Origin of the sequence: Lacrimispora sp. (assembly GCF_046972725.1) — a bacterium.
Taxonomy (GTDB): Bacteria; Bacillota; Clostridia; order Lachnospirales; family Lachnospiraceae; genus Lacrimispora.
In genome coordinates, this window is record NZ_JBKVXF010000001.1 from 1,338,231 (window position 1) to 1,365,141 (window position 26,911).

The following is a 26,911-nucleotide window of genomic DNA, read 5'->3' on the forward strand; positions in this document are numbered from 1 at the left end:
CTAAAAGGAGGACCCATGAAGCCAAAACTGGAAGTTCGAGGGGTCAGTTACTCCTATCATTCCCTTGAGGGTGAGACACTGGCCCTTTCTGATATATCTTTTACGGCAGATAACGGGGAATTCCTTGCAATTGTCGGGCCATCCGGCTGTGGGAAGTCGACCCTCTTATCCCTTCTCTGCGGACTATTGACTCCTGATACAGGTGAAATTTTTATTGACGGTGTTCCACAAACAGAGTCTGAATCGAACATCGGTTATATGCTGCAGAGGGATCATCTTTTTGAATGGCGCACCATAATGGGCAATGCCGAGCTTGGGCTTGAAATTCAGAAAAAACGAAACAGCGATTCCAGAGAAAAACTGCACCAGATGCTTCATACTTATGGTTTGGGAAGCTTTGAGCAGGCAAAACCGTCCGAATTATCCGGAGGAATGAGGCAGCGTGCCGCACTGGTCCGCACCCTCGCCCTGGAACCGGACCTTCTTTTATTAGACGAACCGTTTTCCGCACTGGACTATCAGACCAGACTATCTGTCTGTGATGACATCAGTTCTATTATAAAAAGCACCCACAAAACAGCAATATTAATTACTCATGACCTTTCGGAAGCCATCAGCGTGGCCGACCGGGTCATCGTACTGACAAGAAGACCGGGAAGAATCAAAGCCGTCATACCGGTTTTCTTTGGCGAAGAGAATAAAGGACCATTGATGAGGCGGAATATGCCGGAATTTTCCGTCTACTTCAATCAGGTATGGAAGGAGCTGCAGAATCATGATTGAGACTCATCCCTCATTAGCCCAGCAGGAATTTATTCTGAAAGAAAAGCTGCACCGGCGCAATGTCCGGGTAATCCGCATGATGCTTTTAGTCCTGCTTCTGTCCCTTTGGGAGCTTTGTGCAAGACTTGGAATCATCAATGACTTCATCTTCAGTTCTCCTTCCCGTGTGACCATATGTTTTCTTGATATGGTTAAGGACAGAACCATCTTTATCCATACCGGTGTAACCGTAATGGAAACACTGGTCAGCTTCGCCCTTGTAATCGGATTCGGTCTTCTGACCGCCATACTGCTCTGGTCCAGCCGGAGCGTATCAGAGGTTTTGGAGCCTTATCTGGTTATGCTAAACAGCCTGCCAAAATCAGCACTTGCTCCTATTTTAATTGTATGGCTGGGCAACAACATTAAGACCATTATTGTAGCATCGATTTCAGTGGCTGTCTTTGGCTGTATTATGACTCTTCACACAGGCTTTGCACAGACTGACCCGGATAAGATCAAGCTGATCTATTCTCTTGGGGGAAATAAAAAAGATGTACTGTTAAAGGTACTGCTTCCCAGCTCTGTGCCTTTGATTATCAGCAATATGAAAGTCAACATCGGACTTTGTCTGGTAGGCGTTATCATTGGAGAATTTTTAGCCGCCAATAAAGGTCTTGGGTATTTGATTATCTACGGCAGTCAGGTATTTAGCTGTGGGTACAATATGATAGGATTGGGGATTCTAAAGATTGTGGGATTTTCTAATAAAAAGATATTTCTGAGAGATTTCTAATTGATAGAACGGATTCGTTTCATAATAGACTGCCAGTACATACGGTCCTTTAAGACTCTGATTACAATGACCTTGTCCTGTTTTATTACAAAAAATATGAGATAGGTGCTGTACGGCTTATAGTATACTTCGAGCCCTTGAATCAGCAGGCCTGTTTTTTTATAGGCCTCAGAAAAAGGGCTCAATTTTAATATGGCATTTCTAATATTTCTTGAGAACGCTTCTGCCGTTTCCCGATACTTGAATGTATGTAAAATGTATCGTTTTATCTGAGCAATGTCCTCTTTTGCATCAGACGTCAGGCGTATTTTGTACTTTGTTGGCTGTTCCATCGTTTCTCCTAAATCGCATCAATTTCTTTCCATGCTTCTTCTATTGTATACAGATCATCTTGTTTCATGCTTTCCACTCCCTTTTCCAATTCTGACTTTAAGGCATGGATTGCGTCTGCTTCTGAACAGGTTAAGCCTTCGGATACCTGCGCTAAACTTGATTTAACCATTTTAATCATCTCCTCTCATGTGTTAATCTTACATTATTATACCTTGAATAGCTTTAAGATACAAGAAAAAACTTGTTAGGGATGGGGAGTTCTGTTACTTTAAGACCTCCCAAAATCCATGTCCGCCCTTTCCGTTAAATCTTATAGTTCCAGCCATGCGCAGCTCTTTTATTCTATTTTGCACAACTTTAACCGGGCGGTTCATCTGTACAGCAATTTTCTTTGCCGTCGTATCAGGAGTTTCTCTCATGATTTTTATAATCGTTTCTTTATCCAAATATCTTCCACGTTCTGTCATTGGAGAAAACGGGTATTTAACTGTAATTGTAAATTCCTTTTCCACATCTTCTGCCGCTGTTATGTTTCTATCTGGTCTGTTCTCTGAAAAACCAATGATTTTAAATGGATCAAATGTAATATCCAAATGCCACTCATGGACTGTAATTTGCTTAATATCTTCCAGCATATTAGACACCGCAGCTCTTTCAATTCCTCCTTCATCCAATCGTCTTTTTATTTTATCAATTCTTTGCTCAAGGTTCTTTATTTCCCATTCCTTTTGCTTCAACTTATTTCTTTGAAGCTTTAAATTCAACATTTTTTCTTCCAGCTGAACATTTCTCTTTTGATAATCCACATCTGAAATAACACCATCTAACAATTTTGTCAATAACAAATCTTTTTGCTGTATTGTTTTCTTTTCATCAACTTCTAACCGTTCCCATTCATTGCCAGATGATTTTTCGTTTAATGCTTTTCTTAAAATACGGACCGCTTGATTGATCATACTGTTCCTGTCCTGATTCTTGAAATCATAATACTTAGAACTTACTTGTTCCAATAACGAATATAATGTATCTTCTTTCAGATGTGCATTATCACAGCCTTCTTTAATTTCTGCTGAAACTTTTCTTAAGCTGTTCAATCTGTTTTTTTCTTTTCTTCCTTTTTCAATGTACGTAGAGCACTTCCATTCAACTACAATGTCATTTTTGTTCGCATACCCACGTCTTCTTGTCCTGTAATACGGGCTGCCACATTGCCCACACACAATTTTTCCAGACAGATTATATTTTCCTGGACTACTTCCTTTTATATAAACACCATTTTGATGATAGCGTTCTGCCCTTTGTGTCATAGCTGCATTCGCCTGTTCCCACAGTTCCTCACTTACAATCGCTGGTACCATATCCGTTCCGTATATCCATTCTTCCTTTGGCGTCTTAATCGTACGTTTTATTTCAAAGTCGTAATGAAAGCGATTCATAACAAGAATCCCTTTATAAAGCGGATTCCGTATCATTCGGCCTATGGATGTAGCCGTTAAAGCGGTTCCGTTTCTCTTTTTATACCCTTGTTTTAATAAAATATTGGCAATTGTGCGGCTGCCATAACCAGCTGCACAATATTCATAGATTCTTCTTATTTTTTCTGCCTCTTCCTCTGCAACTGAAATGGAACCATCTGGCATTTTTACAAAACCAAATACTCTGGAGGTAAGCATGGCTTTTCCTCCATTCAATTGCCGGTAATGATGGGCATTATTTATTTTCTTACTCAGCTCACGACTGTACTCTTCCGCCAGGATTGCTTTGATTCCAGTAATTAAGGAATCATCGTTTGTATAAAACTTGTGTTCTATGTACATAAACAAACGTTTTCCATGACTTATCATTCTGTCCAGAAAAAGATACCAGTCTTTTACATTTCTCATTAATCGGTCCTGGCTTTTAATCACAATAACGTCAAATTTGTCAAACAAAAGATCTTCATATAAACGATTATACTCTTTTCTTCCACGGGTAGTCGTACCGCTTTTTGATTCCACATATTTATCAATCAAAAGCCAGCCTTGTGCCTTTACACAGGCTTCACTTTCAATCATTTGATTTCTCAGCGCATCTACCTGTGATTCCTCTTCGGTGCTGCATCTGCAATATATTACTGCACGCAACAAAGCCACGTTAATCCTCCTCCTTCAAGCATGCTAAAAAACGCATCTGTTCTTCCGGATCGATTAGCTTCTCCTGAGTCAATAAAATCGCTATCTGACTCAGTATTGCTTTTTCCTGTAGGTTCTTTCTCATTTGTATGTCCGTCTTATCTTCAAATTTGTCCCACATACTGTAAAGCCTTTTCTTTTATGATATGCCGGATGGATTGTACACAATTTCTATTTGCTTCTTGTTATCACTTGTAATACTTTTGAGTACTTATCCACGTAATTGCTTAAGGACCAAAATCATTTCTATTCATAGTGCTTACTTCGGTATTCAAGGGGAAGGAGCAGACCAAGAATTAAAACAGATGAAAAACTTTGCAAACGCATGATACGTCAGAAAGCGCTGTAGGGGATATCTTTATTAAAAAGCGGTGTTAAATTAAAAGCAATCAAATATTTCGTATTCTTTCAGATAGACATAATAAATTATAGTGATTTATTAAAAAAGAACCGGATAACAGATTTAATCATTCATTTGTATAGGAATAAGCATCAACTATCCCTGACCATATCATTTTGTACCCACAGCTCTTTCATATGGATCTGGTGGTAATGAGCATTGTAATTCTTTGTATTGTATCGGCAGTTTTGTATCAGGGGATCAGTTTGTTAGAAAAACGGATTAAGTTTTAGACTGATTTTCTAAAAAAGAGCTTTTGCAACAGCATACAATGTGTCGCAAAAGCTCTTTTTTTCTATACAATTTATAAAGAAATTGTAAACATTATTGATACCACTGGGCCTGTGCTTCAAACATTTCCCGGTAAACCAAATTGTTTTCTAATAGCTCGCCGTGAGTTCCTACTCCTGCAATGGCAACTCTCTGCCATTGCCCTCCCGAATATCCGAGCCGCCAAACTCTCTTAAATTAACTTTCTTCAAAACCCGATTAAGCTTGTTTTCTTCCTGATTGCGATTGGTTTCACTGAAACAGATATTTTTCTTATAATAATTTATTTTTAAAAAAGATGAATTTTTAATTTGACTTTCCAAATTCTTAAGTGTATATTTTTAATTTGTACGGTACTGGCCAAAAGCTCTACCGCAAATCTACTAAACAGGTGAATTTACATGAAATCAAACTTTTTAAAGCAAAGCACCGGGCAGCGGCGGGATTTAATTCTTAACGGCTCCGTCTTTACAACCATATTATTCCTATCCGTTCCCACCCTTATGATGGGACTCATCCAATCTGCAATACCGGTCATCGATGGTTTGTTTCTTAACAACCTTGTAGGAACCAGTGCAGCAAGTGCCGTCACTTACTGCACCCCTATTGTAAACATGGTCTCTGCACTGGCACAGGGACTGAGTGTGGCTGGAATGGCTATTATCGGCCAGTCCAATGGGAATGGGGATTTTAAAAAAAGCCGGAAGATTTCCACTCAAATTATCGTTTTTACTTTTTTACTGGGATTTCTCCTTGCTCCTTTGCTGATTGCTCTTGCCTTTCCCATATCCGCCCATGTAAACAAAGAGATTTCCCATGATGTTTTTCTCTATCTTGCATTAAGCGCCTGTGTGACACCTTTTTCCTTCATGGAATCTATTTATAATTCCATAAAGAATGCCAATGGCAAACCGGAAGATACATTTGTCCGGATGGTGATCATGCTGATATTAAAGATTATCTTCAGCGCCCTCTTTATTGCTGTGTTCCGCTGGGGTCTTGTCGGCTCTGTTATGGCCTCTCTGGCATCCAACTTTTTAATTACGGGATGGATGTATTACGAACTATTCCTGAAAAAGTCGGGAGAACGCTTTGTTCTTACGGGCTTCCGCTTTGACTGGTCCATCATTAACACCCTTTTGCGTATAGGCTTTCCTGCAATGCTTTCCAGCCTGATGCTCAACCTGGGATTTTTTCTGATCAACAACGAAGTGGAAAAATACGGGGCCATTGTTTTAAATGGGCAGGGAATTGCCAATAACATTACATCCATATGTTTTATACTGCCCTCATCCTTCGGTTCCGCAGTCACCACCATGGTAAGCATGAATATTGGGGCTAAACAGCCGGAAAAGGCAAAAAAAGCCTGTTTTGCGGGATGTATCATCAGTGCCATTACTGCTGCACTTTTAATCGCCCTGGTCGTGCCTCTGTCATCAAAACTTACGGTTCTGTTTACCAGGGATGCTTCTGTCCTTGCTGTGGCCAACCATGCACTTCATATTTATACCTACTCCGTTATCGGCTTCGGTATCTGTATGGTCCAGCAGGGAGCCTTTATCGGTCTGGGGAAGACACGGATCACCCTCTTCATCAGCCTGCTGCGGGTATGGCTTCTGCGATACATATTTATCTTGGCAACGGAACACTTTCTCAGCTTTTATTCGGTGTTCTGGGGAAACTTATTCTCCAATTACATGGCCGCCCTCATTACAACCATTTTGATCCTAAGGGTGAAATGGGTTTCTGACATAGAATACTGAGACTTTTTGAAAAGGAGCTTTTGCAGCATGGGGGGGGCCATGCTGCAAAAGCTCCTTAACGTTGAACGCAGTAATTAATGGTTTATCATAAATAATATTTCATCTGCTATGCAGCCATATAGCAGTACGATCATACTCAGGATAATGGTAAATTATCCTTTACATATTGAAACATTTAACGACATAATGTATAACTATAAGAGAGTTTTCTTCCTTTATATATGCTATCAATTATGTGATCTTGACTTTAAAACCATAAAGTATATTTGTCATAATTTCATTAATTGATTCTTATAAAAGGAATAGTATTGTTTAGAAAATTTAATCAAAAAAATACGGTTTCGGGAGGGTGCACAATGGCAGATATATTTCAAATTGTCAAGTATGAAGGAGATAACAGCACATTTATATGGAAATCAGATGTTGAAGATTTTAACACTGGAACTCAACTGATCGTTCATGAGTCACAGGAAGCAATATTTTTTATGAATGGTCAGGCGTTAGACCTGTTTGGTCCTGGACGCCATACACTTGAAACACAAAACATTCCTTTAGTAAGAAAGTTCCTGAGTGTACCTACGAATGACCAGACGCCTTTTCATTGTGAAGTCTATTTTATTAATAAGGCTGAGCTAATGTCCATAAAATGGGGGACAGATAGTCAGGTTCAGTACATGGAACCTTCCTATAAATTTCCGTTGAAAATTGGGGCGTCGGGTGAAATGTCTTTACGCGTTGACGATTCCAGAAAACTGCTTATAAAACTTCTTGGAACGGAAAAATCCTTTGATAAGACAAAGCTTACGCAAATGTTCCGCATTTTTCTAATGGCCAGAGTAAAACCATATCTGGCTCAGACAATGCAGAACAGTGAATATAGCATATTTGAGGTTGATTCGCATATGGATGAGCTTTCAACTGCTTTGCACAAACAATTAACTCCCGACTTTGCTGATTATGGCCTGTCACTTGAACGCTTTTTTGTTACAACGATTGTTAAGCCCGAAGGAGATAAAGCATATGAATCTTTTCAGGATATACATATCCGGCAATATGCTGATGTTGCAAATGCACAATTAAGACAAAAGGTTGGAATCATCGACCAGCAGACCAGCGCGCAGAAATTGGTTATTGAATCTGCTGCAATGGCGCAAAAAAGAGCGCAGGAAGGATATACCTATCAATTGGAACGAGGTTACGATATTGCTGAAAAGGTTGCACAAAATGAGGGATCCGGCAATTTTTCCAGTGCCGGCATTGGGCTTGGAATGATGGGGGGAATTGCTGGCGGCATGGGGGCAGCGGTGGCTGGTATTACTGCCGAAGCCATTCAACCTGTGATGTCGCAAACGAACGAATTAAAAAACAATTTTGCAAATATGCCTGCTGAATCTGATGAAATGTCTTCTTTTAAACAAAAACTGGAAAAGCTGAAGTTAATGAAAGATGCAGGAATTCTCTCTGATGAAGAATTCAATGAAGAAAAGAAAAAACTGCTGAGCAGCCTGTAATTGGACCAATGAAAGAAAGGGTTATATTTATGAATATCTCAAAAAATAAGGGCTTATCTCTCGTAATAGTGTTTGTCATTCTCGCTGTTTATCATATAATTGCTTTTGTGCTCCCATTCAACCGAGGGATAATGTTTTGGACTGGATACATCTTTTCAATGGTAGCGATTATACTGAGTGCTGGTGTTGGCTTTTATGCTTTAGGACGAGAAGGTTTGAGAAGCAAAGTCTATGGCTGTTCGCTACTTTCTCTTGTATGGTACTATCTGATCGCGCAGCTAATTATCAGTGTGTTAGAAATGATTTTAGACTCAATTCCATTCCAGTATGGAATTGTATTAAATGTGATTTTTTTTGGAGTATGCATCATTGGCTTGGTTTCTACTGAAATTGCAAAAGAAGAAATTGAACGAATTGATTTAAAGGTAAAAGAAAAAGTTTTTTATATCAAATCTTTACAGACAGATATAGAAAACCTGGCTAACAAAGCCCCGGATGAAGTTACAAAGAAAATGTTAAAAAATCTTGTGGAAGCAATCCGATACAGCGATCCAATGAGTAGTCCGCAGCTGGCGGCAATTGAAAACAAAATTAAATCAAAAATAATCGTTCTTTCAGATGCAATAACCGCCTTTGATACATCTATAATAAAATCCAGTTGTGACGAACTTCAACAACTGATCACTGACCGTAACAGAATATGTAAAACAATGAAATAACGTATTATTGAGGAGGTATTACTATGGCATTATTAAAATGCAAAATGTGCGGCGGGGATATTGAGGCAGCCGCTAATCAAACATACGGGACCTGTGATCATTGCGGCAGCACAATGACTTTACCTAAAGCGACTGACGATCAAATAACAAACCTCTATAACAGAGCAAACCATTTTAGACGCCAAAACGAATTCGATAAAGCAATAATGGCATATGAGAACATACTTAATATTGATTCCTTATCAGCAGAAGCGCATTGGGGGCTGGTGTTGTCAAGGTATGGAATTGAATATGTGGAAGACCCGCAGTCACATGAACGGATTCCTACCTGCCATCGTGTACAAAGTGATTCCATTTTGGCAGATATCGATTATCTTACAGCAATTGAAAACGCAGAAGACCTATACACGAAACAGCTATATGAGTCAGAAGCAAAATGCATTGCTGAAATACAAAAAAGTATTCTTTCGATATCCACAAAAGAAGAGGCATATGATGTTTTTATATGCTATAAGGAAACAACGGAAAGTGGAAGCCGCTCGAAAGACAGCACTATAGCACAAGATATCTATTACCAGTTAACCGATGAAGGCTATAAAGTATTTTTTGCTCGAATCTCTTTAGAGGACAAGCTCGGTCAACAATATGAGCCTTACATATTTGCTGCTTTAAATAGCGCAAAGGTTATGGTTGTAATCGGTACAAAACAAGAACATTTTAATGCTACATGGGTCAAAAATGAATGGAGCCGCTTTCTGGCAATGGCAAAAAAAGATAGAAGCAAAGTTCTGATTCCTTGCTACAGCGATATGGATGCCTACGATTTACCGGAAGAGTTATCTGTATTTCAAAGCCAGGATATGACAAAAATTGGCTTTATCCAGGACTTGATACGAGGAATTAATAAAGTTCTATCCGCTTCCGATAAAAAAACAGACAGCCCGACACAGGGGACTGTCAATATGCCGCTCTTATCACCTGGTGTTACTCAATTGTTAGACCGCGCCAGCCTTTTTCTTGAAGATGGTAATTATCAGGAAGCCAATGAATATTGTAATCGGGCATTAGACTTAGAGCCAAGAAACGCAAAGGCGTATTTCTATAAACTCCTGGTCACGTTAAAACTGAATTATCCTGATGAAATCACATCTCTTGATACTCCTCTTAATGAATATCCTGATTACAAAAAAGCTATTCGTTTTGCCGATGATAGTTTTAAAGCAACCCTTGAAGGCTACAATCAAAAAATTATAGACCGGCTGGAAAGTGAACGTAAAGAGGATATTTATCAAACGGGATTAAGTAAAATGCAGACGGCTGAGACCGATACAGAATATTTATATGCTGCCAAATTATTTGACAGCATAAAAGAATATAAAGATTCGAGTGATAAAGCAAATACAAGCCGCACCCTGGCAAATGAAAAACGCATTGCAATGGAACTTGCCAAAGAAGAAAAAGAACGCATTGAACAAGAGTACACCGATATCATGAATTCGTTGAGGAAACGAATAAAAGAGCTTGAACAGGTCAATATGAAACTCAACATATTTCAATGGGGAAAAAAGGCTGAAGTCGATAAAGAGCTTAAAGATTTGTACGAACGGATACGGCAAACACGGGAAAAATACGGAAAGGACTGGTAATATCACTGGCACCTTTGTATCAAAGGTTTTCCCGGTAAAAAAATCAAACTTCTACTTTTCCCTCTGACAAAGGGAGCCTTTGCAGCAAATCACCTACCGCAAAGGCCCCCTTTATCGATCCAGCAATGATGCTGGACTTCGTCTTTTACCTGTTATCAACCCTCTCCGGGTACAGATCATGTTCGGTAAGCCGGTTCCAGGCCACCTTCTCCCATGGTGTTCCCGGCTTTCCGTAATTGCAGTAAGGGTCAATGGAAATCCCCCCTCTTGGAGTAAATCTTCCCCACACCTCAATATATTTCGGAGCCATAAGAGCAATCAAATCCTTCATTATAATGTTCACGCAGTCCTCATGGAAATCACCATGGTTGCGAAAGCTGAAAAGATAAAGCTTTAAGGACTTGCTTTCTACCATTTTCTCTGCCGGCACATAGGATATAACTATATTGGCAAAATCCGGCTGTCCGGTCACCGGGCAGAGACTTGTAAATTCCGGGCAGTTAAATTTTACAAAATAATCATTATCAGGATGCTTATTGGAAAAGGTCTCCAGAACGCCGGGATTATAATCCGTTTCATACCGGGTATTCTGATTTCCCAAAAGAGTAAGTTCCATTATTTTTCCTCCTTTCAAAGTGCCGGATCTTCCGCATTGTTCTTTTTAAATGCCGCTGCTCTGTCTATACATGTGGCACAGCTTCCACAGGGCTTTTCTCCCCCCTCGTAACAGCTCCATGTCAGCGCATAAGGCACTCCAAGTTCCAGTCCCTTTTTTACCACTTCCGCTTTGGTCCAGGAAACAAAGGGAGCCTCAAGCATTACCTGCTTTCCGCTTCCTGTGTATATCGCCTGATTCATGGCCTGATGAAATTCACTGCTGCAGTCAGGATAAGCATTTCCTGCCGCATCATCGCTGTGTGCTCCGTAATAAATCAGACTGCAGCCCTTTGATAAGGCAATGCTGGCTGCTGCAGACAGAAATAATCCATTTCGAAACGGAACATAGGTAGATACCGGCGTACCCTCCTGTTTTTTCAGCTGCTCAGCATAGGATTCATGAGGAATTTCTTCCTGGGAATGCTTTAAAAGAGAACAGGTACTATAAGTAAATATGTTTGATACGTCCATGGAAAGCCATTCCACCTGATAGTATTCTGCCGTCTTCTCTGCTGCTTCTAACTCTTTTGTGTGTTTTTGACCGTAGGACAAAGACAAGGCACATACCTCTTCTCTTCCATATAAAGAAACGGCCATTCCCAGACAAGTGGTGCTGTCAATTCCTCCGCTTAGTAATACTAATGCCTTCATTTTATCTGTTCCTCCTGTCATTTAACTCTTTAGCCGCTGCAAAAGGTCTGGTTCCGAACGAAAACGCCCCCGAAGGGTCTGGGTATACGTCCGTGCAGAGGGCTTTTTAATACCTCTTGCTCCCATACAGCTGTGGCTTCCTTCAATCATAACAGCCACATCAGAGGAGCCTGTTACTTCCTCTATGATTTCAGCAATATCACAGCCAATTCTTTCCTGAAGCTGAAGCCGTTTTGACACCATATCTGCAATCCGGCCTATTTTACTTAATCCAATGATCCTGCCCTTAGGAATGTATGCGACCGACACTTCCATATCATACATAAGAGCCATATGATGCTCACAAAAGCTGAATATCTCGATCCCTTTTACAAAAACCATATCACTGCTCTGGGGATCATTCAGTTTTTCTTCTTCAAATACAGCGGAAAACATCTGGGCAATCTCATGATTCGTATAATTGATTCCTTCAAATACTTCCTCATACATCCCCGCTACCCGTCCGGGAGTGTCTTTTAGTCCCGGACGGTCCGGATCTTCTCCAAGAGCAATCAAAAGCCCTCTTACGTGCTTTTTTACTGCCTCCGTGTCAATAGCCATGTGGTTCCTCCTTTCCTCATCTTATACCCCTCTTGCCTGTTCTCCCCAGATGATCTTGTGAAGCTGAAGCTGGAGAGTCACACCGTTCAGCCGTTTTTCTTTCATAAAATCTACTACTTCCTTTAAATCCAAACTGCCAAATACTGTGCTTATATACACACGGCATTTGTTGGTCAGATCATATCGCTCTATTATTTCTTTTGCACGCAGCAGATCCTTTTTACTTCCCGCAACGAATTTGACCGTATCATTTTCCGTAAGAAGATGAAAATTAGCAGGAAACATCCCTTTCTCCATTCCGCTTGCCGGAAGTTTATAGTCCATGGTAAAGGACAGGAGCGGGGACAGCTGTTTCATTTCCCGGAGGTTGACACTGCCGTTTGTCTCAATCTCTATTCTTAAATTTCCATCCTTTAAAAGCAGAGCCAGCAAAGTAAGAATATCCGGCTGAATCAGAGGTTCTCCCCCAGTCAGAGTGACATTTTTTATTCCGGTCTCTTTAACCGCCTGGTAAATCTCCAATTCCGTCATCATGCGGCAGAATGCCTCCGGTTCATTAGCCCAGGCGGTATCACAGTAGGTACAGGACAGATTACAGCCTTTAAAGCGTACAAACACCGCCAGCTGCCCGGCAAAAGGCCCCTCTCCGTTAATGCTTTCAAATAGCTCCGCTACCTTATACTGTGCCACAGGAATCCTCCCCATAGGAAGCGCAGTTATGAGGGGTCTCATAAACCCAGGCTCTCACCACTTCATATCCTTTTTTCTTTATCTTATAGTAAAAATATTTGGAAAACTCCTCCGCTGTAGGCGTAAACTCCACCTCAACATACCGAAAGTTTCCTTCCGTAAGCCCATTTAGAACCTCTTTTTTAAGTGTTCCTGCTTCCAGAATGAGCGCATGGTCAAAATAGCCGGTCTCTTCTTTGATATCCTGTTTCAATTTTGAAAAATCAACTGCCATTCCTTTATAAGGTCCCTGGGACTGTAATACCGGGCTTTTTATTTCAATAACTACCCTCCAGCGGTGCCCGTGAATATTCCTGCATTTCCCCTGATAGTCTGATAAAAAATGTGCAGAATCAAAGCTTTGCTCTGATTTTAAATAATACATAGCATTTCCTTTCTGTACCAATCCATAATACAAGGCCGGATTTCCTATACCACAAAAAAAGCAGGCATACCACTATGCCTGCTTTATGTATTCCAGAAAGAATCTTCAATGTCTGCGTGCAGCATTGATTTCTTCTTAATTATGCAAATATATAAATTCAGCCCTGGTTTTGTTTATAGACAGGATGGTACTAACGAACTGTCTTTTTTACATGGTAGAGTATAGCACCTTTTTACTTTTTATGTCAAGTCTTATCTTTCCGGCCATACCTGCGTTCAAACGGTGTAATTCAAAACCGTTTCAAAGGCTACTTCATATCCCATTGAGAGAGAATCCTTTTCTACATATTCCTCTCTGGTATGAGCTCCTTTACCGTAATATGTACCATAACATACACTTGGAATCCCCAGGGAAAGAGGAATGTTACAGTCTGTAGAGCCAGGATGCCTGTCTGGTTTTTTTCCGGTTACCCGGTAAAGCAGTTCTTCCGCCCTCACAAGAAGCGCTTCTCTTTTCGCACTCTGCTCTTCATTTAAGTTTTCACACGGTCTTATTCCTATTACCTCTACCGTAACTCCGTCTTTATCAAAGATTTCCTTAAACTTTTCTTCCATATACAATAAAGACTCTTTGCTGTCTGAACGGAACTCACAAAGCATGCTTGCCTCCTGGGCAATGGTATTCACAGAAGTTCCGCCTTCAATGGTTCCTACATTATACGTGGTCTTCCCTTCTAAAGGCACCTGAATCTGATATATTTCCTGAATCAGCCCTGACAGCTTTTCAATGGCGTTGGCATTACCGAAACTTCCATAGGAATGACCCCCTTCTGTTTTCACAGTTACCTTAAAACGGCTGGAGCCTACCGCTCTGTTTACGACTCCTCCCAGTCCTCCGTCCATACTGTAAAACTCCCGGATTCTCCCCTTATAGGTCTGACAGATCTTTTTGCTTCCTTTTAAGTTTCCCAGTCCCTCTTCTCCGGAATTGCACACGAATACCAGGCCGACTTCTTTTGGGAAAATGTGATTTTGTGTTAAGTATCTGGCCGTCAACAGGATGTTGACCAGGTTTGCCGTGTCGTCTCCGATTCCCGGACAGTAAAGCCTTCCCGCTTCCTCTTTAAACGGTAGCGGTTGGGTATCCGGAAAAACGACATCCATATGAGCCATAATCACCACTACCGGATTACTTTCTGTAACTCCGTATGGATAGACTACATTAAGAGCTTCATCTGTATAAACTCCTTTGGCGCCTGCATCCTCCAGCCATTTCTTGCAAAATTCCATTCTCTTTTCTTCATGATTGGACGGAGAAGGTATCTGTGCAAGAGTTTTTAACAGTTCATAGGCCTCCTCTTCCTGTTCTTTTATATACTGCTTTACTTCCTTTGATATCATATTGAATTCTCCTTTTTTCTCTCAATGACCCCCACTCCGTTTTTTATGGAGATTTGAGTGTTATAGGGTTGACACAGTTTGTTCAATTTTTCTAAAATCTGTTCATCACCTGTTAGATGTGGAATCCCTTTTTTCGTCCTTTTCTCATTCATATAAAGCTCCACCGGATATAAGCGGATCTGGGTAACGGCCCCCTCTTCTATGGTCCAGGAGGCCATAACAGAGTTCCATATCTCCGGAAGGACACCATAACCGGCAGTACCATTTTTACTTCGTGCATCCATATAAGCTCCAACCTTCGTATCAATGGGCATTTTCTTATTCGCGTAAGCATCATAAGGCTGGAGTCCTACGGTTTCCGTCTGAAAAATAAAATTTCCCAGACTATAAAAAATCACTCCGTTATGATAGCATTCAATGCCCCTTACTTCATGAGGCCCATGACCGATCACCACATTTGCTCCCGCATCAATACAGGCTCTTGAAAATATCTCGATAAACCGGGCGGGAACACTGGTCTCACCTGTATCTGATTCGTGGGCATGTATACTTACAAGCACCACATCCGCCTGCCTTTTTGCCTCTTTGATCTCTTCTGTAATACGCACCAGATCCTGTTCCTCCGGGATGCTTTCCACCCAGTTTTTTTCATCCAGAACGAACAGGCTTTTTCCTAACGGCATAATTCCCGGTTCCAGAGGACTTGCATATCCGTTTTTCACAGAATGATCTCTGGCCGCATTTATCCGGGTCAGTCTTGCCAGCGCATTTACCATATCATAATGGTTCTGGTCCACATGATACCTGGTGGTATAACGAAGAGGATTTAGTCCCGGTCTTCCGGGCAAGTCTCCGCTTTGCCCTCCCGCCATTGCCGATAAATCAAAGGTCGAACAGACGCTTATTAATGCCACTCTTCCTTTTTTCGTCTCCAGATAGCAGGGTCTTGAAGCATCCTGTAAGTTCTTTCCCGTACCTGAAAACACCATATTCCTCTTCTTTAAATTGCTGATCGTAGCCAGCACGCCGCCGTGGCTGTAATCACAGGAATGGTTGTTTGCCGTATTAAACAAATTAAACCCCATTTTTTTCAGATCATCAAGGATTTCCGGTTCTGCCATGGCCCAGGTTCCCCCGCTGACCGCTGCCGGAACTCCCTCCTGGTCATGAAAAGTCATTTCCAGATTGGTGAATTTAACATCATTTTCTCTGATACACTGGCAAAGTTCCTCGTATCCGTCGTATCCATCTTCCGGAATCCGCCTTGTAATAAACGCATCTCCTGTTGCAATAAATGTCATCCTGCTCAAACCGGATTTCCTCCTTTTTTCCTATCTCATAACAGAATCAAATTCTCCCGGAATTCCCGCTGCCATTAAAAGTACCATAAATACCTGCTGTACGGCTTTATAGGCACCTTCCACCGGAAACCTTTCATTGATGCTGTGATTTCTTACTTCTTTTGATTTTTCATCCGGTGCAAAAGCCCTTCCCATACAGATGGAAGGAATCTTTTTGGAAATGGCTACATTGGCATTGGTGCAGCCGCCTTTTCCAAATACCGGCTCTATATCCAGGGACTTTAGTCCCAGATAGGCTGCTTCCACTAAAGGAAGATTGGGAGACTGTGTTCCGCCCGGTACTTCTCCAAGCTGCTTTTTCTCACAGGTAATACGGTCTTTCTGCCACTTATCACTTTCTTCTTTTGCTCCTTCTTCTATGGCTTGAAAGATTTTGCTTTTCAGTTTTTCCAATTCTTCTTTTGAATTGGAACGGAAATTAATCTTAATGGCTGCCTCTGGTGCAATGGCATGAACTCCAGCCTCGGTTCCACCATGAAAATTAGAGACACAAAAGGAGGTCTTTGGATCTTCCGGAACCGTAAATTCTGCAATTTTTGCCACTGCCCTTGCCGCAGCATGAATGGGTTGTGCCATCTTACCAAAGGCTCCGTAGGCATGCCCTCCGATTCCCTTAAAAGTCACCTCCCAGGTCTCCCCGCAGGTAGCTTCAAAAACCAGCATACTCATGTCATTATTATCAATGCTTAAGGATATGTCGATATCCTTATGATCTTCCAGAAAATCTTTCATTCCCCCCAGGCTTCCTGCTCCCTCTTCTCTTGTGGTAGCCGTAAATATCAGTTCTCCTTCGGTCTGGATTCCGGTTGCGTGAAGCACTCTTAAGATACCAAACATCATAGCCAGGGCTCTGGTGTCATCACCGATTCCCGGCGCATAAAGATACCCTTCTTTTTCTGTAACTCCTGTTACGGTCCCAAAGGGAAACACGGTATCAAGATGCCCTTCTATTAAAATCTTAGGGCCGTTTTTATTGCCTTTTCTGATTCCTGTCACATTGCCGCCTCTGTCAATATGGACATCCATCAGCCCCAGTTCTTTAAATTTTTCAGCCACAAAGGCTGCCCTTGTTTCCTCATGAAAGGTTGGCGCTTCTATTACTACCAGTTCTTTCTGGTCTGCAATGGTCTGCTCCTGGTCTTTCTTTATAAACTCCAGTCCCTCTCTTACCGCGGCAATCCCCATCATTTTTTCAAACTGCTTTTTTGTAGATTCTGAAACCTGGTACATGATTAAATCCCTCCCTTCAAGAGCTGATTTTCCGAATCAAAATAAAAATCTGGAACCTGCTGCTTATGATAGGCTTTGATCTTTTCCTGGAACTCTTTATCATACAAAATGTCACAGCCTGTCATGGCAAGACCCTTGGCGCCTGAAATACACACTTCATCCGCCTTCTGTGATTTGGCAGCCTCTGCATATTCTACGGTATGGGCCTGTATGCCAGAGTCATTGGTGATAGAAAGATACTCGTGAATAGCCGGAAGTTTAATGGAAACGTTTCCGATATCCGAAGAACCGTAAAGTTTTCCCGGGTCTGCCCAGTGCATGGAGACTAAAAGATTCTCCATGTTGGCCTTAAAGCTTTCGCACATCGGCCGGTTGGGATACCGTTCGGCACTGATGGTGCCTTCTGTAACACTTGCTTTGGCTCCGGTTAAGTTCTCTGCATTGGCTGCACAGGTCTTTATAAGTACAATCAATTCTTTGATCCGCTTCATCGTATCCGCTCTGATACAAAACTGGCACTCTGCCTCATCAGGAATCACATTGGCTGCTGTTCCTCCTTTGGAGATAATGCCATTTATATTATCCTGAACCTGAAATACGGCACGCATCATATCGATCTGATTAAACAGATGAATGGCTGCGCTAAGAGCATTGATTCCATTTTGAGGCCCGGAGGAATGGGCGCCCTTTCCATGGAAACTTACATTCACGCTGCAGGCGGCTCTCCCCCCTCTCCCTGAGATATTTCCTTCTGCTCCTGAGGGATGAATCATGACTGCAAAATCCACATCATCGAATGCTCCATTTTCCAACAGTTTTACTTTTCCTGCCCCACCCTCTTCGGCAGGTGTTCCGATGATACACACACTGCCTTCCAGCTTTTCTATTACAGAGGAAAGACCTAGAAATGCTCCCACGGCACAGGAAGCAATTACATTGTGTCCGCATCCGTGACCGATTCCGTTCAATGCATCATACTCTGCAAGAATGGCAACCACAGGTCCTTTTTTCGTCTCTGCTCCTTTTGCATCTGCACGAAATGAAGTAGGAATGCTGCCATAGGATTCTTTTACCTCATAGTTATGTTCTCTTAAAAAACCGCTTATGTATTTTACTGCGTGAAATTCTTCATAACCAAGCTCCGGATGGCTGTGGATTTCTCTGGAAAGCCTTACGATACCTTCCTTATTGCCGTCCACCGTTTCTTTAATTTTTTCTTTTAGCTCTTCCAATGATTCCATATCTGCTTTTTCCTCCTTTTATGGGTATCTCAACGGTATTCTTTCCTATTTATATAGATGACAGGCAACATAATGGTCTTCTCCTGCCTGGTATACAGCCGGAGTCTCCACCGTGCAGATTTCCATGCATTTTCTGCACCGGGTATGAAATTTACATCCATCCGGGGGATTCATCGCGGAGGGAATGGTTCCCTCCATAAGGATCCGGTTCTTAGAGGCATCCGGATCCGGCACAGGAACCGAAGAAAGAAGTCCCTGGGTGTAAGGATGACAGGGATTTTTATAGATTTCCTTTTTCCCCCCGATTTCCACAAAATCTCCCAGATACATAACTCCAATCCGGTCACTGATAAATTCCACCACGCTTAAATCATGGGCAATAAATAAATAAGTCAGATTCAGTTCTTTCTTTAATTGATTCATCAGATTCAATACCTGGGCCTGAATAGAAACATCAAGGGCAGAAACCGGCTCATCTGCAATGATTACCCTTGGCTCTACGGCCAAAGCTCTGGCAATTCCCACTCTCTGGCGCTGGCCTCCGGAAAATTCGTGAGGATAACGGTATGCATGATAGGTATCCAGACCAACCTTTTTTAAAAGCTCTGTGACTCTCTCCTCCAGCTCCTGTCTGTTTTTTACCAGCTTATATTCCAAAAGAGGCTCAGCAATAATATCGAACACGGTCATTCTTGGATTCAAAGAGGAATAGGGGTCCTGAAATACCATCTGGACCTTTTTGCGTATGGGGCGCATCTTTCTGTTGTTAAAAAGGGCAATGTCCTCTCCGTCTAAGATAATGCCTCCCTCCGTAATGGATTCCAGTCTGCAGATTCCCCTGCTTAAGGTAGATTTTCCACAGCCCGATTCTCCTACGATTCCAAATACCTCCCCTTCCCTTACTTCAAAATTCACCCCATCCACGGCCTTTATATATTTGGGCTTTTTAAGAATGCCTCTGGATACCGGATAATATATTTTTAAACCTTCTACTTTTAAAATACTCTTTTGATTTTTTCTCATCATAATTGCCCCCCACTCTGCCAGCATCTGCTCAAGTGGCCATTTCCCAAATCAAACAGCTGTGGTTCTTCCTGTCTGCACTTATCCTCTGCGAACATACACCTTGGTGCAAATTTACAGCCCTTTGGCAGTTCCTGAGGATTTGGAACGTTTCCGGGTATGGATTCCAGTTCATCTGCCTCCACTCCCAGTTTTGGAACAGATGCCAAAAGCCCTTTGGTATAAGGGTGGGTGGGCTGAAAGAAAATAGACCTGACATCACCGCTTTCAACCACCTTCCCGCAATACATGACTGCCACGTCATCACAGATTTCGGCAACAACTCCCAGATCATGGGTAATGAATAGAATGGAAGAATTGGTCTCTTTTTTCAACTGATTCATAAGATCTAAAATCTGGGCCTGGATCGTTACATCGAGAGCAGTAGTCGGCTCATCTGCAATGAGTATTTCCGGATTGCACACCATTGCCATGGCAATCATCACTCTCTGTCGCTGGCCTCCGGAAAGCTGGAACGGATATTCCTTCATCATATGCTCTGCTCTTGGCACCCCGGTCTTCTTCATCATCTCCAGTGCCTTTTTCTCTGCTTCTTTTCTGGAAATCTGCTGATGCTCCAATATCCCTTCAACGATCTGCTTACCGATTGTCATAATGGGATTTAAGCTGGTCATAGGCTCCTGAAAAATCATAGATATCTTTCCGCCTCGGAGTTTCCGTCTTTTTTCCTTATCAAGAGAGACAATATCCTCTCCATCTAAAAAGATATTTCCCTCTTCTATTTTTCCTCTGGTCCCCATGAGAAGCCCCATGACAGACAGGGCGGTCACACTTTTTCCACTTCCTGACTCCCCTACAATCCCTAAAGTAGTTCCTTTTTTCAGGCTGATATCCACACCATCTACGGATTTTACGATGCCGTTTGCCGTATGAAACCAGGTATGTAGATTTTTAATTTCCAATATGTTTTCCTTTTGAGCTTCCATCTGAGTACCTCCTTTTTTATAAAGCTGCCGGAAATCATTTTTTCAGCTTTGGATCCAATGCATCCCGTAATCCATCCCCTACCAGGTTTAAGGACAACACGGTAATCATAATGGCAAGTCCGGGAAATACGGTCATGTAAGAATATTCTCTGATATACTTCCTCCCTGCAGACAAAAGTGCCCCCCACTCCGGCTCCGGTGCCGGAACTCCAAGCCCAAGAAAGCTGAGTCCGGAAGCAGAAATAATGGCGGAAGCCATTCGTAAAGTGGTCTGTACAATGATAGGAGACAGACAGTTTGGCAAAATATGCTTAAAGATTATTTTTCTGTGGGAAAGTCCGATGGTCTTGGCGGCTTCCGCATATTCTTCATTTTTTACAGTCAGCACAGCAGCCCTTGTGATCCGTACAAACTGCGGCACGCTGGTAATACCAATGGCAAGCATCAGATTCATAATGCTTTGCCCCAGAACAGAAACAATTACGATAGCCAGAAGGATTCCAGGAATAGCTCCAAGAATATCCACGCCTCTCATAATAATATTTTCTGTTGTTCCTCCAAAATATCCGGCGACCGCTCCCAGCGTTACTCCAAGAACAAGTCCTATAGCAACCGCTGCCACACCTACTGACAGGGAATATCTGGTTCCGTACATAACTCTTCCAAAAATATCTCTTCCTACCTCATCGGTTCCAAACCAATGCCGCAGGCTTGGTCCCTGCAGCCGTTCCGCCACATTCTGTCCGATCACCTGGGTATCATAATCCAGAAAAAATCCGGCAGACAGAGATATTACAATCAGAATCACGATTACAATTCCTCCGGCTAAGGCACCTTTATTCTGGGCAACTCTGCCCAGTACCTCTTTGGCACGGCCCCGGTGGGCCTTTTTTACTGCTGTCACGTTGTCCATATCCTATCCCTCCTGTCCACTCTGTTTATCTTTTTTTATACTGTACCCGGATTCTTGGATCAATGACCGCATAAAGCAAATCCACCGCAAGAAGTACAATACTAAGCAGAATGGTCGTCATAATTATACTTCCTGTCACAAGAGGCGTATCTCTCATATTAAGAGAATCCACAATGAGTCTTCCTACCCCCGGCCAGGAAAATACCGTTTCTGTCAGTACGCTTCCGCCGAGAACTCCCGCAAGCTGGGTCCCGATTATGGTGGTTATAGGAATCATGGCATTTTTTACACCATGAACATTAACAACCCGCCGCTCCTTTAATCCTTTTGCTCTGGCTGTCCTTAAGTAATCCTGTCCTAAAACATCAAGCATTGTGGAACGGGTCGTTCTTGTAAGGGTTGCCATCAAGCCTGTAGCAATGGTAATTGCCGGAAGGATTATGGAGGTGGCCTGCTCATCCCCCACTGACGGCAGCCAGTGAAGCTTCAGAGAGAAAACAATGATCAGCAACAGCCCCAGCCAGAAATTAGGCATGGACAATCCCAGAATAGTAAAACCGGCACATAGATTATCCTGTATGGACCCCCGGTGAAGGGCTGCATATACTCCGAGAGGAATGGATAAAAGTACGGCCAGAAATACAGAAGCAAAAGCTAACTTAACGGTCTTCGGCAATGCCATCATATAGGTCTGAAACACATCTCTCTGGGTAATATAAGACACTCCCATATCACCCTGGACCATTCCTTCCATATATTTTACATACCGCACGACCACAGGAGCATCAAGCCCCATCTCTTTTCTAAGTTCTTCCATCTCTTCTTTCGTGGAACCTTCCGGAGCAAGAAAGTCAATGGCATCTCCCGGTGCCAGATCCATGATGAAAAACACCAGAAAAGAAACGCCTATGATAACCGGTATCATCATTAAAATCCGTTTCAAAATATATCGGCACATTGTTATACCTCCAGATTATATAAACTTCTTTCATTTCTCCTATAAGAAAAAAGGAGGGCACCTAAGCCCCCTCCCGTTGAAACCTCTTACTTTACCGGTACGAATGTTTCAGAAAAATCATGGTGGCTTGTGGGATAGATATCAATTCCACCAGTCCCCTTTTTCGCCGCAAGGAATCCATCTGCAAAGTAAATGGGAATATAAGGTACATTCTCATAAATATTTTCCTGAATCTTCTGATAATCTTCTTTTCGCTTGGTCTCATCCGTTTCCGCCACGGCTTTGTCTAAAAGATTCATGACCTCTTCACTTTCATAATGTGCTTTATTTACTGCAGAACCAGGCTGCAGAATTCTTCTTGCATCATCACCAAATACATTAAATCCCATTCCGTAGATACATGCCTGATGCTCTCCATTGGTCGTACTGGTACTGATTCCGGCAGAGTCCATCTCATTAATGGTAACTTCAATTCCTACTTCCTTTAACTGGCTCTGCATCATTTCTGCAATGGTCTTACGAACAGAACCGCTTACAGAGATCTCCAGGGAAGCGCCTCCATTCGGATATGCTTTTGCTAAATATTCTTTTGCTTTTTCTACATCTCTGGTATAGCCGCCGCAATCATAATATCCAAATTCATCCCAGCCCCAGAAGGAGGTTGCCTTAGTCCCGTATCCATCTGCGGCTGCCAGAATAATAGAATCAATATCAATTCCATAGGCTACGGCTTTTCTTAAATCTTCATTATCTGCAGGTGCCTTTTTCGTATTAAAGGCCATATAAGTCAGCGAGCCTCCCTTATAAGAGATAAGGTCCAGCCTGGGATCGTCTGTGATGGTGGAAAGCTCTATGGTTGACGGGTCCTGACAAATATCTACTTCCCCATTTTCCAGCGCAATCAATCGTGCGGAATCATCCGGAATATATTTAAATGTAAAAGTCTTCGCATTGGGAGCCTTTCTCCAGCTATCGGCAAATGCAGAGAGCTTTGTGAAATTTCCAAATTCATAAAAATCCAGCTTCCATGGACCGGTCCCCACCGCCGGACCGTCTGTAGGATCATCGGTACATGCTTTTTCATTCATAATGCTTGCGGTAGGAAGGGTCATCATATAAGGCCAGTCCAAATTGCTGCTCTTTAATACGATCTTCACGGTACTGTCATCGGTTGCTTCAACGCTTTCTACTTTTTCAAACAGGTTGTTACAAGCTGTGGTCCCTTCCATTCGGTTGAATGTAAATACTACATCAGAGGCTTTTAATGTCTCCCCGTTATGAAATTTTACTCCTTCCTTCAATTGGAAGGTATAGGTCTTTCCGCCATCTTCTGTAGACCACTTGTCAGCCAGCCAGGGCTCCACTTCTTTGGTCTTATTATTGTAATGAGTCAATGTATCAAGCACCATACGCCATACATAGTTATGCTGCGTATTGCTGGCTTCCATCTCATCGACTGTCGTGTGCTTTGAAAGCATTCCCATCACAATGTCTTCTTTTAATTCCATACCATCTGCAGGCTTTGCTGCATTTACTTCACCGCCGGCTGTTTCCGTCCCCGCTGCCTGCTCAGAGGAAGCCTCTCCGCTTTCCTTGCTTCCTTGCGTAGAGACAGAAGAGCTTTTACAGCCTGTAACAACTCCTGCTGTTAAAAGTGCTGTCAGCAAAATCATAGTCCATTGACGCATTTTCTTCATAATAATCTCCTCCTGATTCTCTCCTATCGTCGATTAACCCTTGATAAACGAAAAGACTTCTTTTTAAAAATTGTACGGCATCGTACGGATTCTTAAAAAGAAGTCTTAAATTTATGAGCCTAATTCTATCATCAATAAAACTTGCTGTCCAATTACATTTTTGTATACCTCTTATTCATAATAAGAATATAATTCAAGTATTTATACTCTGTCCGGCTTATTTTTTCCATTTCTTTCAATTTCTTTCATCCTATTCTGAAAACAGAGAATCAAAGAGTCACGGAACTGCTCTGCTGTTTCCGTCAGATGACGTTCTCTCTGACGCAGGAGATAAATGGACCGGTACATATTGGGAACATCCAGAGGTTTTAGTACAATATGCTCATGAGGCTCTATTTTATTCCAGGAAAGCCTGGGCCAGAATGTTACCCCCAGCCCCTTCTGCATCAGGGAACGGACCATATACCCTCTGTCACACTCAAAAATCTGGTCCGGAATGAAGTTCATTTCCTTAAAACGCTTATCTGCAACATCTCTCAGGCTTAATCCTTTGGAAAGGAGAATAAACTTTTCATTCTTTAAATCTTTTAGAGACACGATGTCTGCCGAGGCCAGCCAGGAAGAATCAGGAACTGCCAGGCATATCTCCTCTTCTAAAATCTTGTCCGCATCTGCAAAATACCCCAGCTCCGGAAGGGTGCTGCGAATGCATAAATCCCAGTCTGTATCCTCTCTTCTGCAGATAATTTCAAAAAATACATCCGGATGATCCTCTTTAAATTCTGCTATCGCATCCTTAAGAATGTTCTCTGCTGAAATAGCATTGATTTTGATCATGTCCATGGACTGACGGCCTAAAATGCTCATATCTTTGGAAAGCTGCTCCATCTCTGCCATAAGAGGACCAAGCCTGGACTGAAAAATACGTCCCTCATACGTAAGGCTGAGCCGTTTCCCGTTCCTTCGCAGCAGCTTGACAGAAAGTTCTTCTTCCAGTGCCTGTATGGCCCGGCTGACGGAAGGCTGGGATACATGCATATACTGAGCCGCCTGAGACATATTTTCAAATTTCGCCACATTTAGGAAATATTTTAACTGTGCTGTTTCCATATGATACCTCCCGAAACCTGTAGTTGTTTGAGATATTATCTTATGTCTCCTTCCTTCTGTCAAGGCTTTATTCTTAATCCATATAATGTTTATTCAGATATTGTATTTGACTTTTCAAATATTTGGTCTATATTATTAAGTTAATTACCACATAGGGAGGAATGAACCATGAACCGTATGAAAGGCTCCAATATGCTGCAGACTGAATTACTGATTGACCGGATTATGAAGGAATTTGAAGCCGTTGGCATGGCCGTTGCCATTATTGACAAAAGCGGGAATACACCGTATGAAAAATATTTCGGCTTTAGCGACCTGGAATCAAAAAAGCGGCTGAATGAGCACACGATCTTCGGACTTGCCTCTGTTACAAAATCCTTTACTGCCCTTTCCATCATGCAGCTAGAGGAAAAGGGCCTTTTACGGGTCACGGACCCTGTCAGCCGTTACATTCCGGAATTCACCGGTAATGGTCCCATACCGGTAACCATAGAACACTTTCTTTCCCACAGCGGGGGATATTTCCCCCTTCCCAGAATCTTAATCGGGGAGGTTGCAAAAGAATTGTCTCTTGATGAAACGGTATGCGGAGATTTTGCTTATAACTGCCGGATTGCTGAGGAAGGAGCCCGACAGGTGGCCGCACGGCTAAATGCACAGACCTTTGAAAACGGAGGACTTAACGGAACTCCCGGTCAGCATTTCAGCTATTGCAATGACGGCTATGGCCTGCTCTCAGAAATCATCCGAAGAACAGGGCCGGAAGAATCCTATGCGGACTATATAACCAGACATATTCTAAGTCCTCTCCATATGGAACGAAGCTTCTGCGATTTTATCCGCCCTTCTCAGGACCCCAACGCCGCCACCTTATATAAAAGAACCGGCAAAGTCATGACCGGGTCCCGGGATTATCATGACAATGCTTTCGTTTTAAACGGGGGAGGCGCTATGAAGTCTACGCTCCATGATTTAAAAAACTATGTAACGATGTATTTGAATAAGGGAAAAGGGAAGGATGGTAAACAGATTTTAAGTGAATGCCGGATCGATGAAATGTGCCGGCCCAGACAGCCTTATCTGGAAAACGGCTCTTATGGGTACGGACTTTATTCCATGCAGTTCGATGATTTGACGGTTTATGGACATGGGGGAAGCCTTCCCGGCGTTTCTTCCCATATTGCCTGGTCCTATGAGGCAGAAGCCGGAGTCATTGTATTGTGCAATACCTCCGGAGTACCGGTCAGTCTGATTTCTGATGCTCTCTTTCGGGCATATAGCGGAAAAAGCCCTCTTGTAAGCAGAGATTTGCAGAATAAAACCTGCTGGGACAAAACCACCCTGCTGGAAGCCGCCGGCACCTATGAATCAGGAGAAGGAACCACCATTGAAATTCTGGTTTCTGAAGATGGCACCCCAAAAATAAAAGTGGATGGGATTTTACGGGAATTTATTATGAATGGTCCCTGTACCGGCTTTGTCCGGACCCCTTTTACAGATACTTACTTAAAACTTCACCGGAGGGAGGGCAGGGGCATCTATGCCATTACCTATAGAAGCCGTATGATTCCCCGTGTCTCTCTTCAATAGAAGGAGCCT

The 26,911-nt window shown here is 42.4% G+C and carries 26 protein-coding genes; 7 read left to right on the top strand and 19 right to left on the bottom strand.

Going from position 1 to position 26,911, the window contains the following annotated elements; translation table 11 throughout:
• Positions 1 to 15 precede the first annotated feature (15 nt).
• On the top strand, positions 16 to 783 hold the full coding sequence (locus ACLTWA_RS06400) for an ABC transporter ATP-binding protein (RefSeq protein WP_412326761.1): 768 nt from the start codon (positions 16 to 18) through the stop codon (positions 781 to 783).
• Positions 776 to 1,558 carry an ABC transporter permease gene (locus ACLTWA_RS06405; protein ID WP_412326762.1) on the top strand — a complete coding sequence of 261 codons (783 nt, stop codon included), beginning with the start codon at positions 776 to 778 and terminating at the stop codon, positions 1,556 to 1,558. Before ACLTWA_RS06400 ends, ACLTWA_RS06405 begins: the two co-directional genes overlap by 8 nt.
• Here ACLTWA_RS06405 and ACLTWA_RS06410 read toward each other — a convergent pair.
• From ACLTWA_RS06410 to ACLTWA_RS06425, 4 genes are all read right to left on the bottom strand, one after another.
• Positions 1,555 to 1,890, bottom strand: a complete 336-nt coding sequence (locus ACLTWA_RS06410) for a type II toxin-antitoxin system RelE/ParE family toxin (RefSeq protein ID WP_412326763.1) — start codon at positions 1,888 to 1,890, stop codon at positions 1,555 to 1,557. The two genes, ACLTWA_RS06405 and ACLTWA_RS06410, sit on opposite strands and share 4 nt — an antisense overlap.
• Before the next feature lie 8 nt (positions 1,891 to 1,898).
• Complete coding sequence (locus ACLTWA_RS06415; RefSeq protein WP_412326764.1) at positions 1,899 to 2,060, bottom strand: hypothetical protein; 162 nt, start codon at positions 2,058 to 2,060, stop codon at positions 1,899 to 1,901.
• A gap of 94 nt (positions 2,061 to 2,154) precedes the next feature.
• Positions 2,155 to 4,023 (bottom strand): recombinase family protein, encoded by a 1,869-nt coding sequence (locus tag ACLTWA_RS06420; RefSeq protein WP_412326765.1) that lies wholly within the window; start codon positions 4,021 to 4,023, stop codon positions 2,155 to 2,157.
• 1 nt (position 4,024) lies between these two features.
• Positions 4,025 to 4,183 carry a hypothetical protein gene (locus tag ACLTWA_RS06425; protein WP_412326766.1) on the bottom strand — a complete coding sequence of 53 codons (159 nt, stop codon included), beginning with the start codon at positions 4,181 to 4,183 and terminating at the stop codon, positions 4,025 to 4,027.
• 950 nt (positions 4,184 to 5,133) lie between these two features.
• Between ACLTWA_RS06425 and ACLTWA_RS06430 the strand changes: the two genes are divergently transcribed.
• The 4 genes from ACLTWA_RS06430 (at position 5,134) to ACLTWA_RS06445 (ending at position 10,371) form a co-directional block, all read left to right on the top strand.
• On the top strand, positions 5,134 to 6,495 hold the full coding sequence (locus ACLTWA_RS06430) for an MATE family efflux transporter (RefSeq protein WP_412326767.1): 1,362 nt from the start codon (positions 5,134 to 5,136) through the stop codon (positions 6,493 to 6,495).
• A 356-nt stretch (positions 6,496 to 6,851) separates the two neighbouring features.
• Positions 6,852 to 8,006 (top strand): SPFH domain-containing protein, encoded by a 1,155-nt coding sequence (locus ACLTWA_RS06435; protein WP_412326768.1) that lies wholly within the window; start codon positions 6,852 to 6,854, stop codon positions 8,004 to 8,006.
• Between the two features lie 158 nt (positions 8,007 to 8,164).
• Positions 8,165 to 8,725 (top strand): hypothetical protein, encoded by a 561-nt coding sequence (locus tag ACLTWA_RS06440; protein WP_412326769.1) that lies wholly within the window; start codon positions 8,165 to 8,167, stop codon positions 8,723 to 8,725.
• 23 nt (positions 8,726 to 8,748) lie between these two features.
• Positions 8,749 to 10,371 (top strand): TIR domain-containing protein, encoded by a 1,623-nt coding sequence (locus ACLTWA_RS06445; protein WP_412326770.1) that lies wholly within the window; start codon positions 8,749 to 8,751, stop codon positions 10,369 to 10,371.
• 145 nt (positions 10,372 to 10,516) lie between these two features.
• On the opposite strand, the gene queF is transcribed toward ACLTWA_RS06445, so the two are convergent.
• From queF to ACLTWA_RS06520, 15 genes are all read right to left on the bottom strand, one after another.
• The gene (queF, locus tag ACLTWA_RS06450) at positions 10,517 to 10,987 is read right to left on the bottom strand and encodes a preQ(1) synthase (protein ID WP_412326771.1); all 471 of its coding nucleotides are present in this window, start codon (positions 10,985 to 10,987) and stop codon (positions 10,517 to 10,519) included.
• Between the two features lie 14 nt (positions 10,988 to 11,001).
• The gene (gene queC / locus ACLTWA_RS06455; RefSeq protein ID WP_412326772.1) at positions 11,002 to 11,679 is read right to left on the bottom strand and encodes a 7-cyano-7-deazaguanine synthase QueC; all 678 of its coding nucleotides are present in this window, start codon (positions 11,677 to 11,679) and stop codon (positions 11,002 to 11,004) included.
• Positions 11,680 to 11,700: 21 nt separating this feature from the next.
• On the bottom strand, positions 11,701 to 12,279 hold the full coding sequence (gene folE, locus ACLTWA_RS06460; protein WP_412326773.1) for a GTP cyclohydrolase I: 579 nt from the start codon (positions 12,277 to 12,279) through the stop codon (positions 11,701 to 11,703).
• A gap of 21 nt (positions 12,280 to 12,300) precedes the next feature.
• The gene (queE, locus tag ACLTWA_RS06465) at positions 12,301 to 12,969 is read right to left on the bottom strand and encodes a putative 7-carboxy-7-deazaguanine synthase QueE (protein WP_412326775.1); all 669 of its coding nucleotides are present in this window, start codon (positions 12,967 to 12,969) and stop codon (positions 12,301 to 12,303) included.
• Entirely contained in the window at positions 12,956 to 13,393 is a 438-nt protein-coding gene (locus ACLTWA_RS06470) for a 6-pyruvoyl trahydropterin synthase family protein (RefSeq protein ID WP_412326777.1), read from the bottom strand. Before ACLTWA_RS06470 ends, queE begins: the two co-directional genes overlap by 14 nt.
• Before the next feature lie 275 nt (positions 13,394 to 13,668).
• Positions 13,669 to 14,793: a M20/M25/M40 family metallo-hydrolase gene (locus ACLTWA_RS06475; protein ID WP_412326778.1), complete on the bottom strand. Its 1,125-nt coding sequence runs from the start codon at positions 14,791 to 14,793 to the stop codon at positions 13,669 to 13,671.
• Positions 14,790 to 16,094 (bottom strand): CapA family protein, encoded by a 1,305-nt coding sequence (locus tag ACLTWA_RS06480; protein ID WP_412327193.1) that lies wholly within the window; start codon positions 16,092 to 16,094, stop codon positions 14,790 to 14,792. The genes ACLTWA_RS06475 and ACLTWA_RS06480 overlap by 4 nt, the downstream gene beginning before the upstream one ends.
• Before the next feature lie 30 nt (positions 16,095 to 16,124).
• Positions 16,125 to 17,384 carry a M20/M25/M40 family metallo-hydrolase gene (locus tag ACLTWA_RS06485; protein WP_412326779.1) on the bottom strand — a complete coding sequence of 420 codons (1,260 nt, stop codon included), beginning with the start codon at positions 17,382 to 17,384 and terminating at the stop codon, positions 16,125 to 16,127.
• Between the two features lie 2 nt (positions 17,385 to 17,386).
• Positions 17,387 to 18,625: an amidohydrolase gene (locus ACLTWA_RS06490; protein WP_412326780.1), complete on the bottom strand. Its 1,239-nt coding sequence runs from the start codon at positions 18,623 to 18,625 to the stop codon at positions 17,387 to 17,389.
• A gap of 45 nt (positions 18,626 to 18,670) precedes the next feature.
• Positions 18,671 to 19,648 carry an ABC transporter ATP-binding protein gene (locus ACLTWA_RS06495; RefSeq protein WP_412327194.1) on the bottom strand — a complete coding sequence of 326 codons (978 nt, stop codon included), beginning with the start codon at positions 19,646 to 19,648 and terminating at the stop codon, positions 18,671 to 18,673.
• Entirely contained in the window at positions 19,648 to 20,634 is a 987-nt protein-coding gene (locus ACLTWA_RS06500; RefSeq protein ID WP_412326781.1) for an ABC transporter ATP-binding protein, read from the bottom strand. The genes ACLTWA_RS06495 and ACLTWA_RS06500 overlap by 1 nt, the downstream gene beginning before the upstream one ends.
• Before the next feature lie 34 nt (positions 20,635 to 20,668).
• The gene (locus ACLTWA_RS06505; RefSeq protein ID WP_412326782.1) at positions 20,669 to 21,547 is read right to left on the bottom strand and encodes an ABC transporter permease; all 879 of its coding nucleotides are present in this window, start codon (positions 21,545 to 21,547) and stop codon (positions 20,669 to 20,671) included.
• 25 nt (positions 21,548 to 21,572) lie between these two features.
• A complete protein-coding gene (locus ACLTWA_RS06510; RefSeq protein WP_412326783.1) occupies positions 21,573 to 22,505 on the bottom strand; it encodes an ABC transporter permease in 933 nt (310 codons plus the stop codon).
• Between the two features lie 86 nt (positions 22,506 to 22,591).
• Positions 22,592 to 24,202, bottom strand: coding sequence for an ABC transporter substrate-binding protein (locus ACLTWA_RS06515; protein WP_412326784.1), 1,611 nt, complete (start codon positions 24,200 to 24,202; stop codon positions 22,592 to 22,594).
• A gap of 201 nt (positions 24,203 to 24,403) precedes the next feature.
• Positions 24,404 to 25,312 carry a LysR family transcriptional regulator gene (locus ACLTWA_RS06520; RefSeq protein ID WP_412326785.1) on the bottom strand — a complete coding sequence of 303 codons (909 nt, stop codon included), beginning with the start codon at positions 25,310 to 25,312 and terminating at the stop codon, positions 24,404 to 24,406.
• A 168-nt stretch (positions 25,313 to 25,480) separates the two neighbouring features.
• Between ACLTWA_RS06520 and ACLTWA_RS06525 the strand changes: the two genes are divergently transcribed.
• The gene (locus ACLTWA_RS06525) at positions 25,481 to 26,902 is read left to right on the top strand and encodes a serine hydrolase domain-containing protein (protein ID WP_412326786.1); all 1,422 of its coding nucleotides are present in this window, start codon (positions 25,481 to 25,483) and stop codon (positions 26,900 to 26,902) included.
• Positions 26,903 to 26,911 lie beyond the last annotated feature (9 nt).

Excerpts from the sequence above, each read along its gene's own strand:
- ACLTWA_RS06400 (WP_412326761.1), top strand. The coding sequence starts at position 16 with ATGAAGCCAAAACTGGAAGTTCGAGGGGTCAGTTACTCCTATCATTCC.
- ACLTWA_RS06405 (WP_412326762.1), top strand. The coding sequence starts at position 776 with ATGATTGAGACTCATCCCTCATTAGCCCAGCAGGAATTTATTCTGAAA.
- ACLTWA_RS06410 (WP_412326763.1), bottom strand. The coding sequence starts at position 1,890 with ATGGAACAGCCAACAAAGTACAAAATACGCCTGACGTCTGATGCAAAA.
- ACLTWA_RS06415 (WP_412326764.1), bottom strand. The coding sequence starts at position 2,060 with ATGGTTAAATCAAGTTTAGCGCAGGTATCCGAAGGCTTAACCTGTTCA.
- ACLTWA_RS06425 (WP_412326766.1), bottom strand. The coding sequence starts at position 4,183 with ATGTGGGACAAATTTGAAGATAAGACGGACATACAAATGAGAAAGAAC.
- ACLTWA_RS06430 (WP_412326767.1), top strand. The coding sequence starts at position 5,134 with ATGAAATCAAACTTTTTAAAGCAAAGCACCGGGCAGCGGCGGGATTTA.
- ACLTWA_RS06435 (WP_412326768.1), top strand. The coding sequence starts at position 6,852 with ATGGCAGATATATTTCAAATTGTCAAGTATGAAGGAGATAACAGCACA.
- ACLTWA_RS06440 (WP_412326769.1), top strand. The coding sequence starts at position 8,165 with ATGGTAGCGATTATACTGAGTGCTGGTGTTGGCTTTTATGCTTTAGGA.
- ACLTWA_RS06445 (WP_412326770.1), top strand. The coding sequence starts at position 8,749 with ATGGCATTATTAAAATGCAAAATGTGCGGCGGGGATATTGAGGCAGCC.
- queF (WP_412326771.1), bottom strand. The coding sequence starts at position 10,987 with ATGGAACTTACTCTTTTGGGAAATCAGAATACCCGGTATGAAACGGAT.
- queC (WP_412326772.1), bottom strand. The coding sequence starts at position 11,679 with ATGAAGGCATTAGTATTACTAAGCGGAGGAATTGACAGCACCACTTGT.
- folE (WP_412326773.1), bottom strand. The coding sequence starts at position 12,279 with ATGGCTATTGACACGGAGGCAGTAAAAAAGCACGTAAGAGGGCTTTTG.
- ACLTWA_RS06470 (WP_412326777.1), bottom strand. The coding sequence starts at position 13,393 with ATGTATTATTTAAAATCAGAGCAAAGCTTTGATTCTGCACATTTTTTA.
- ACLTWA_RS06475 (WP_412326778.1), bottom strand. The coding sequence starts at position 14,793 with ATGATATCAAAGGAAGTAAAGCAGTATATAAAAGAACAGGAAGAGGAG.
- ACLTWA_RS06480 (WP_412327193.1), bottom strand. The coding sequence starts at position 16,094 with ATGACATTTATTGCAACAGGAGATGCGTTTATTACAAGGCGGATTCCG.
- ACLTWA_RS06485 (WP_412326779.1), bottom strand. The coding sequence starts at position 17,384 with ATGTACCAGGTTTCAGAATCTACAAAAAAGCAGTTTGAAAAAATGATG.
- ACLTWA_RS06490 (WP_412326780.1), bottom strand. The coding sequence starts at position 18,625 with ATGGAATCATTGGAAGAGCTAAAAGAAAAAATTAAAGAAACGGTGGAC.
- ACLTWA_RS06495 (WP_412327194.1), bottom strand. The coding sequence starts at position 19,648 with ATGAGAAAAAATCAAAAGAGTATTTTAAAAGTAGAAGGTTTAAAAATA.
- ACLTWA_RS06500 (WP_412326781.1), bottom strand. The coding sequence starts at position 20,634 with ATGGAAGCTCAAAAGGAAAACATATTGGAAATTAAAAATCTACATACC.
- ACLTWA_RS06505 (WP_412326782.1), bottom strand. The coding sequence starts at position 21,547 with ATGGACAACGTGACAGCAGTAAAAAAGGCCCACCGGGGCCGTGCCAAA.
- ACLTWA_RS06510 (WP_412326783.1), bottom strand. The coding sequence starts at position 22,505 with ATGTGCCGATATATTTTGAAACGGATTTTAATGATGATACCGGTTATC.
- ACLTWA_RS06515 (WP_412326784.1), bottom strand. The coding sequence starts at position 24,202 with ATGAAGAAAATGCGTCAATGGACTATGATTTTGCTGACAGCACTTTTA.
- ACLTWA_RS06520 (WP_412326785.1), bottom strand. The coding sequence starts at position 25,312 with ATGGAAACAGCACAGTTAAAATATTTCCTAAATGTGGCGAAATTTGAA.
- ACLTWA_RS06525 (WP_412326786.1), top strand. The coding sequence starts at position 25,481 with ATGAACCGTATGAAAGGCTCCAATATGCTGCAGACTGAATTACTGATT.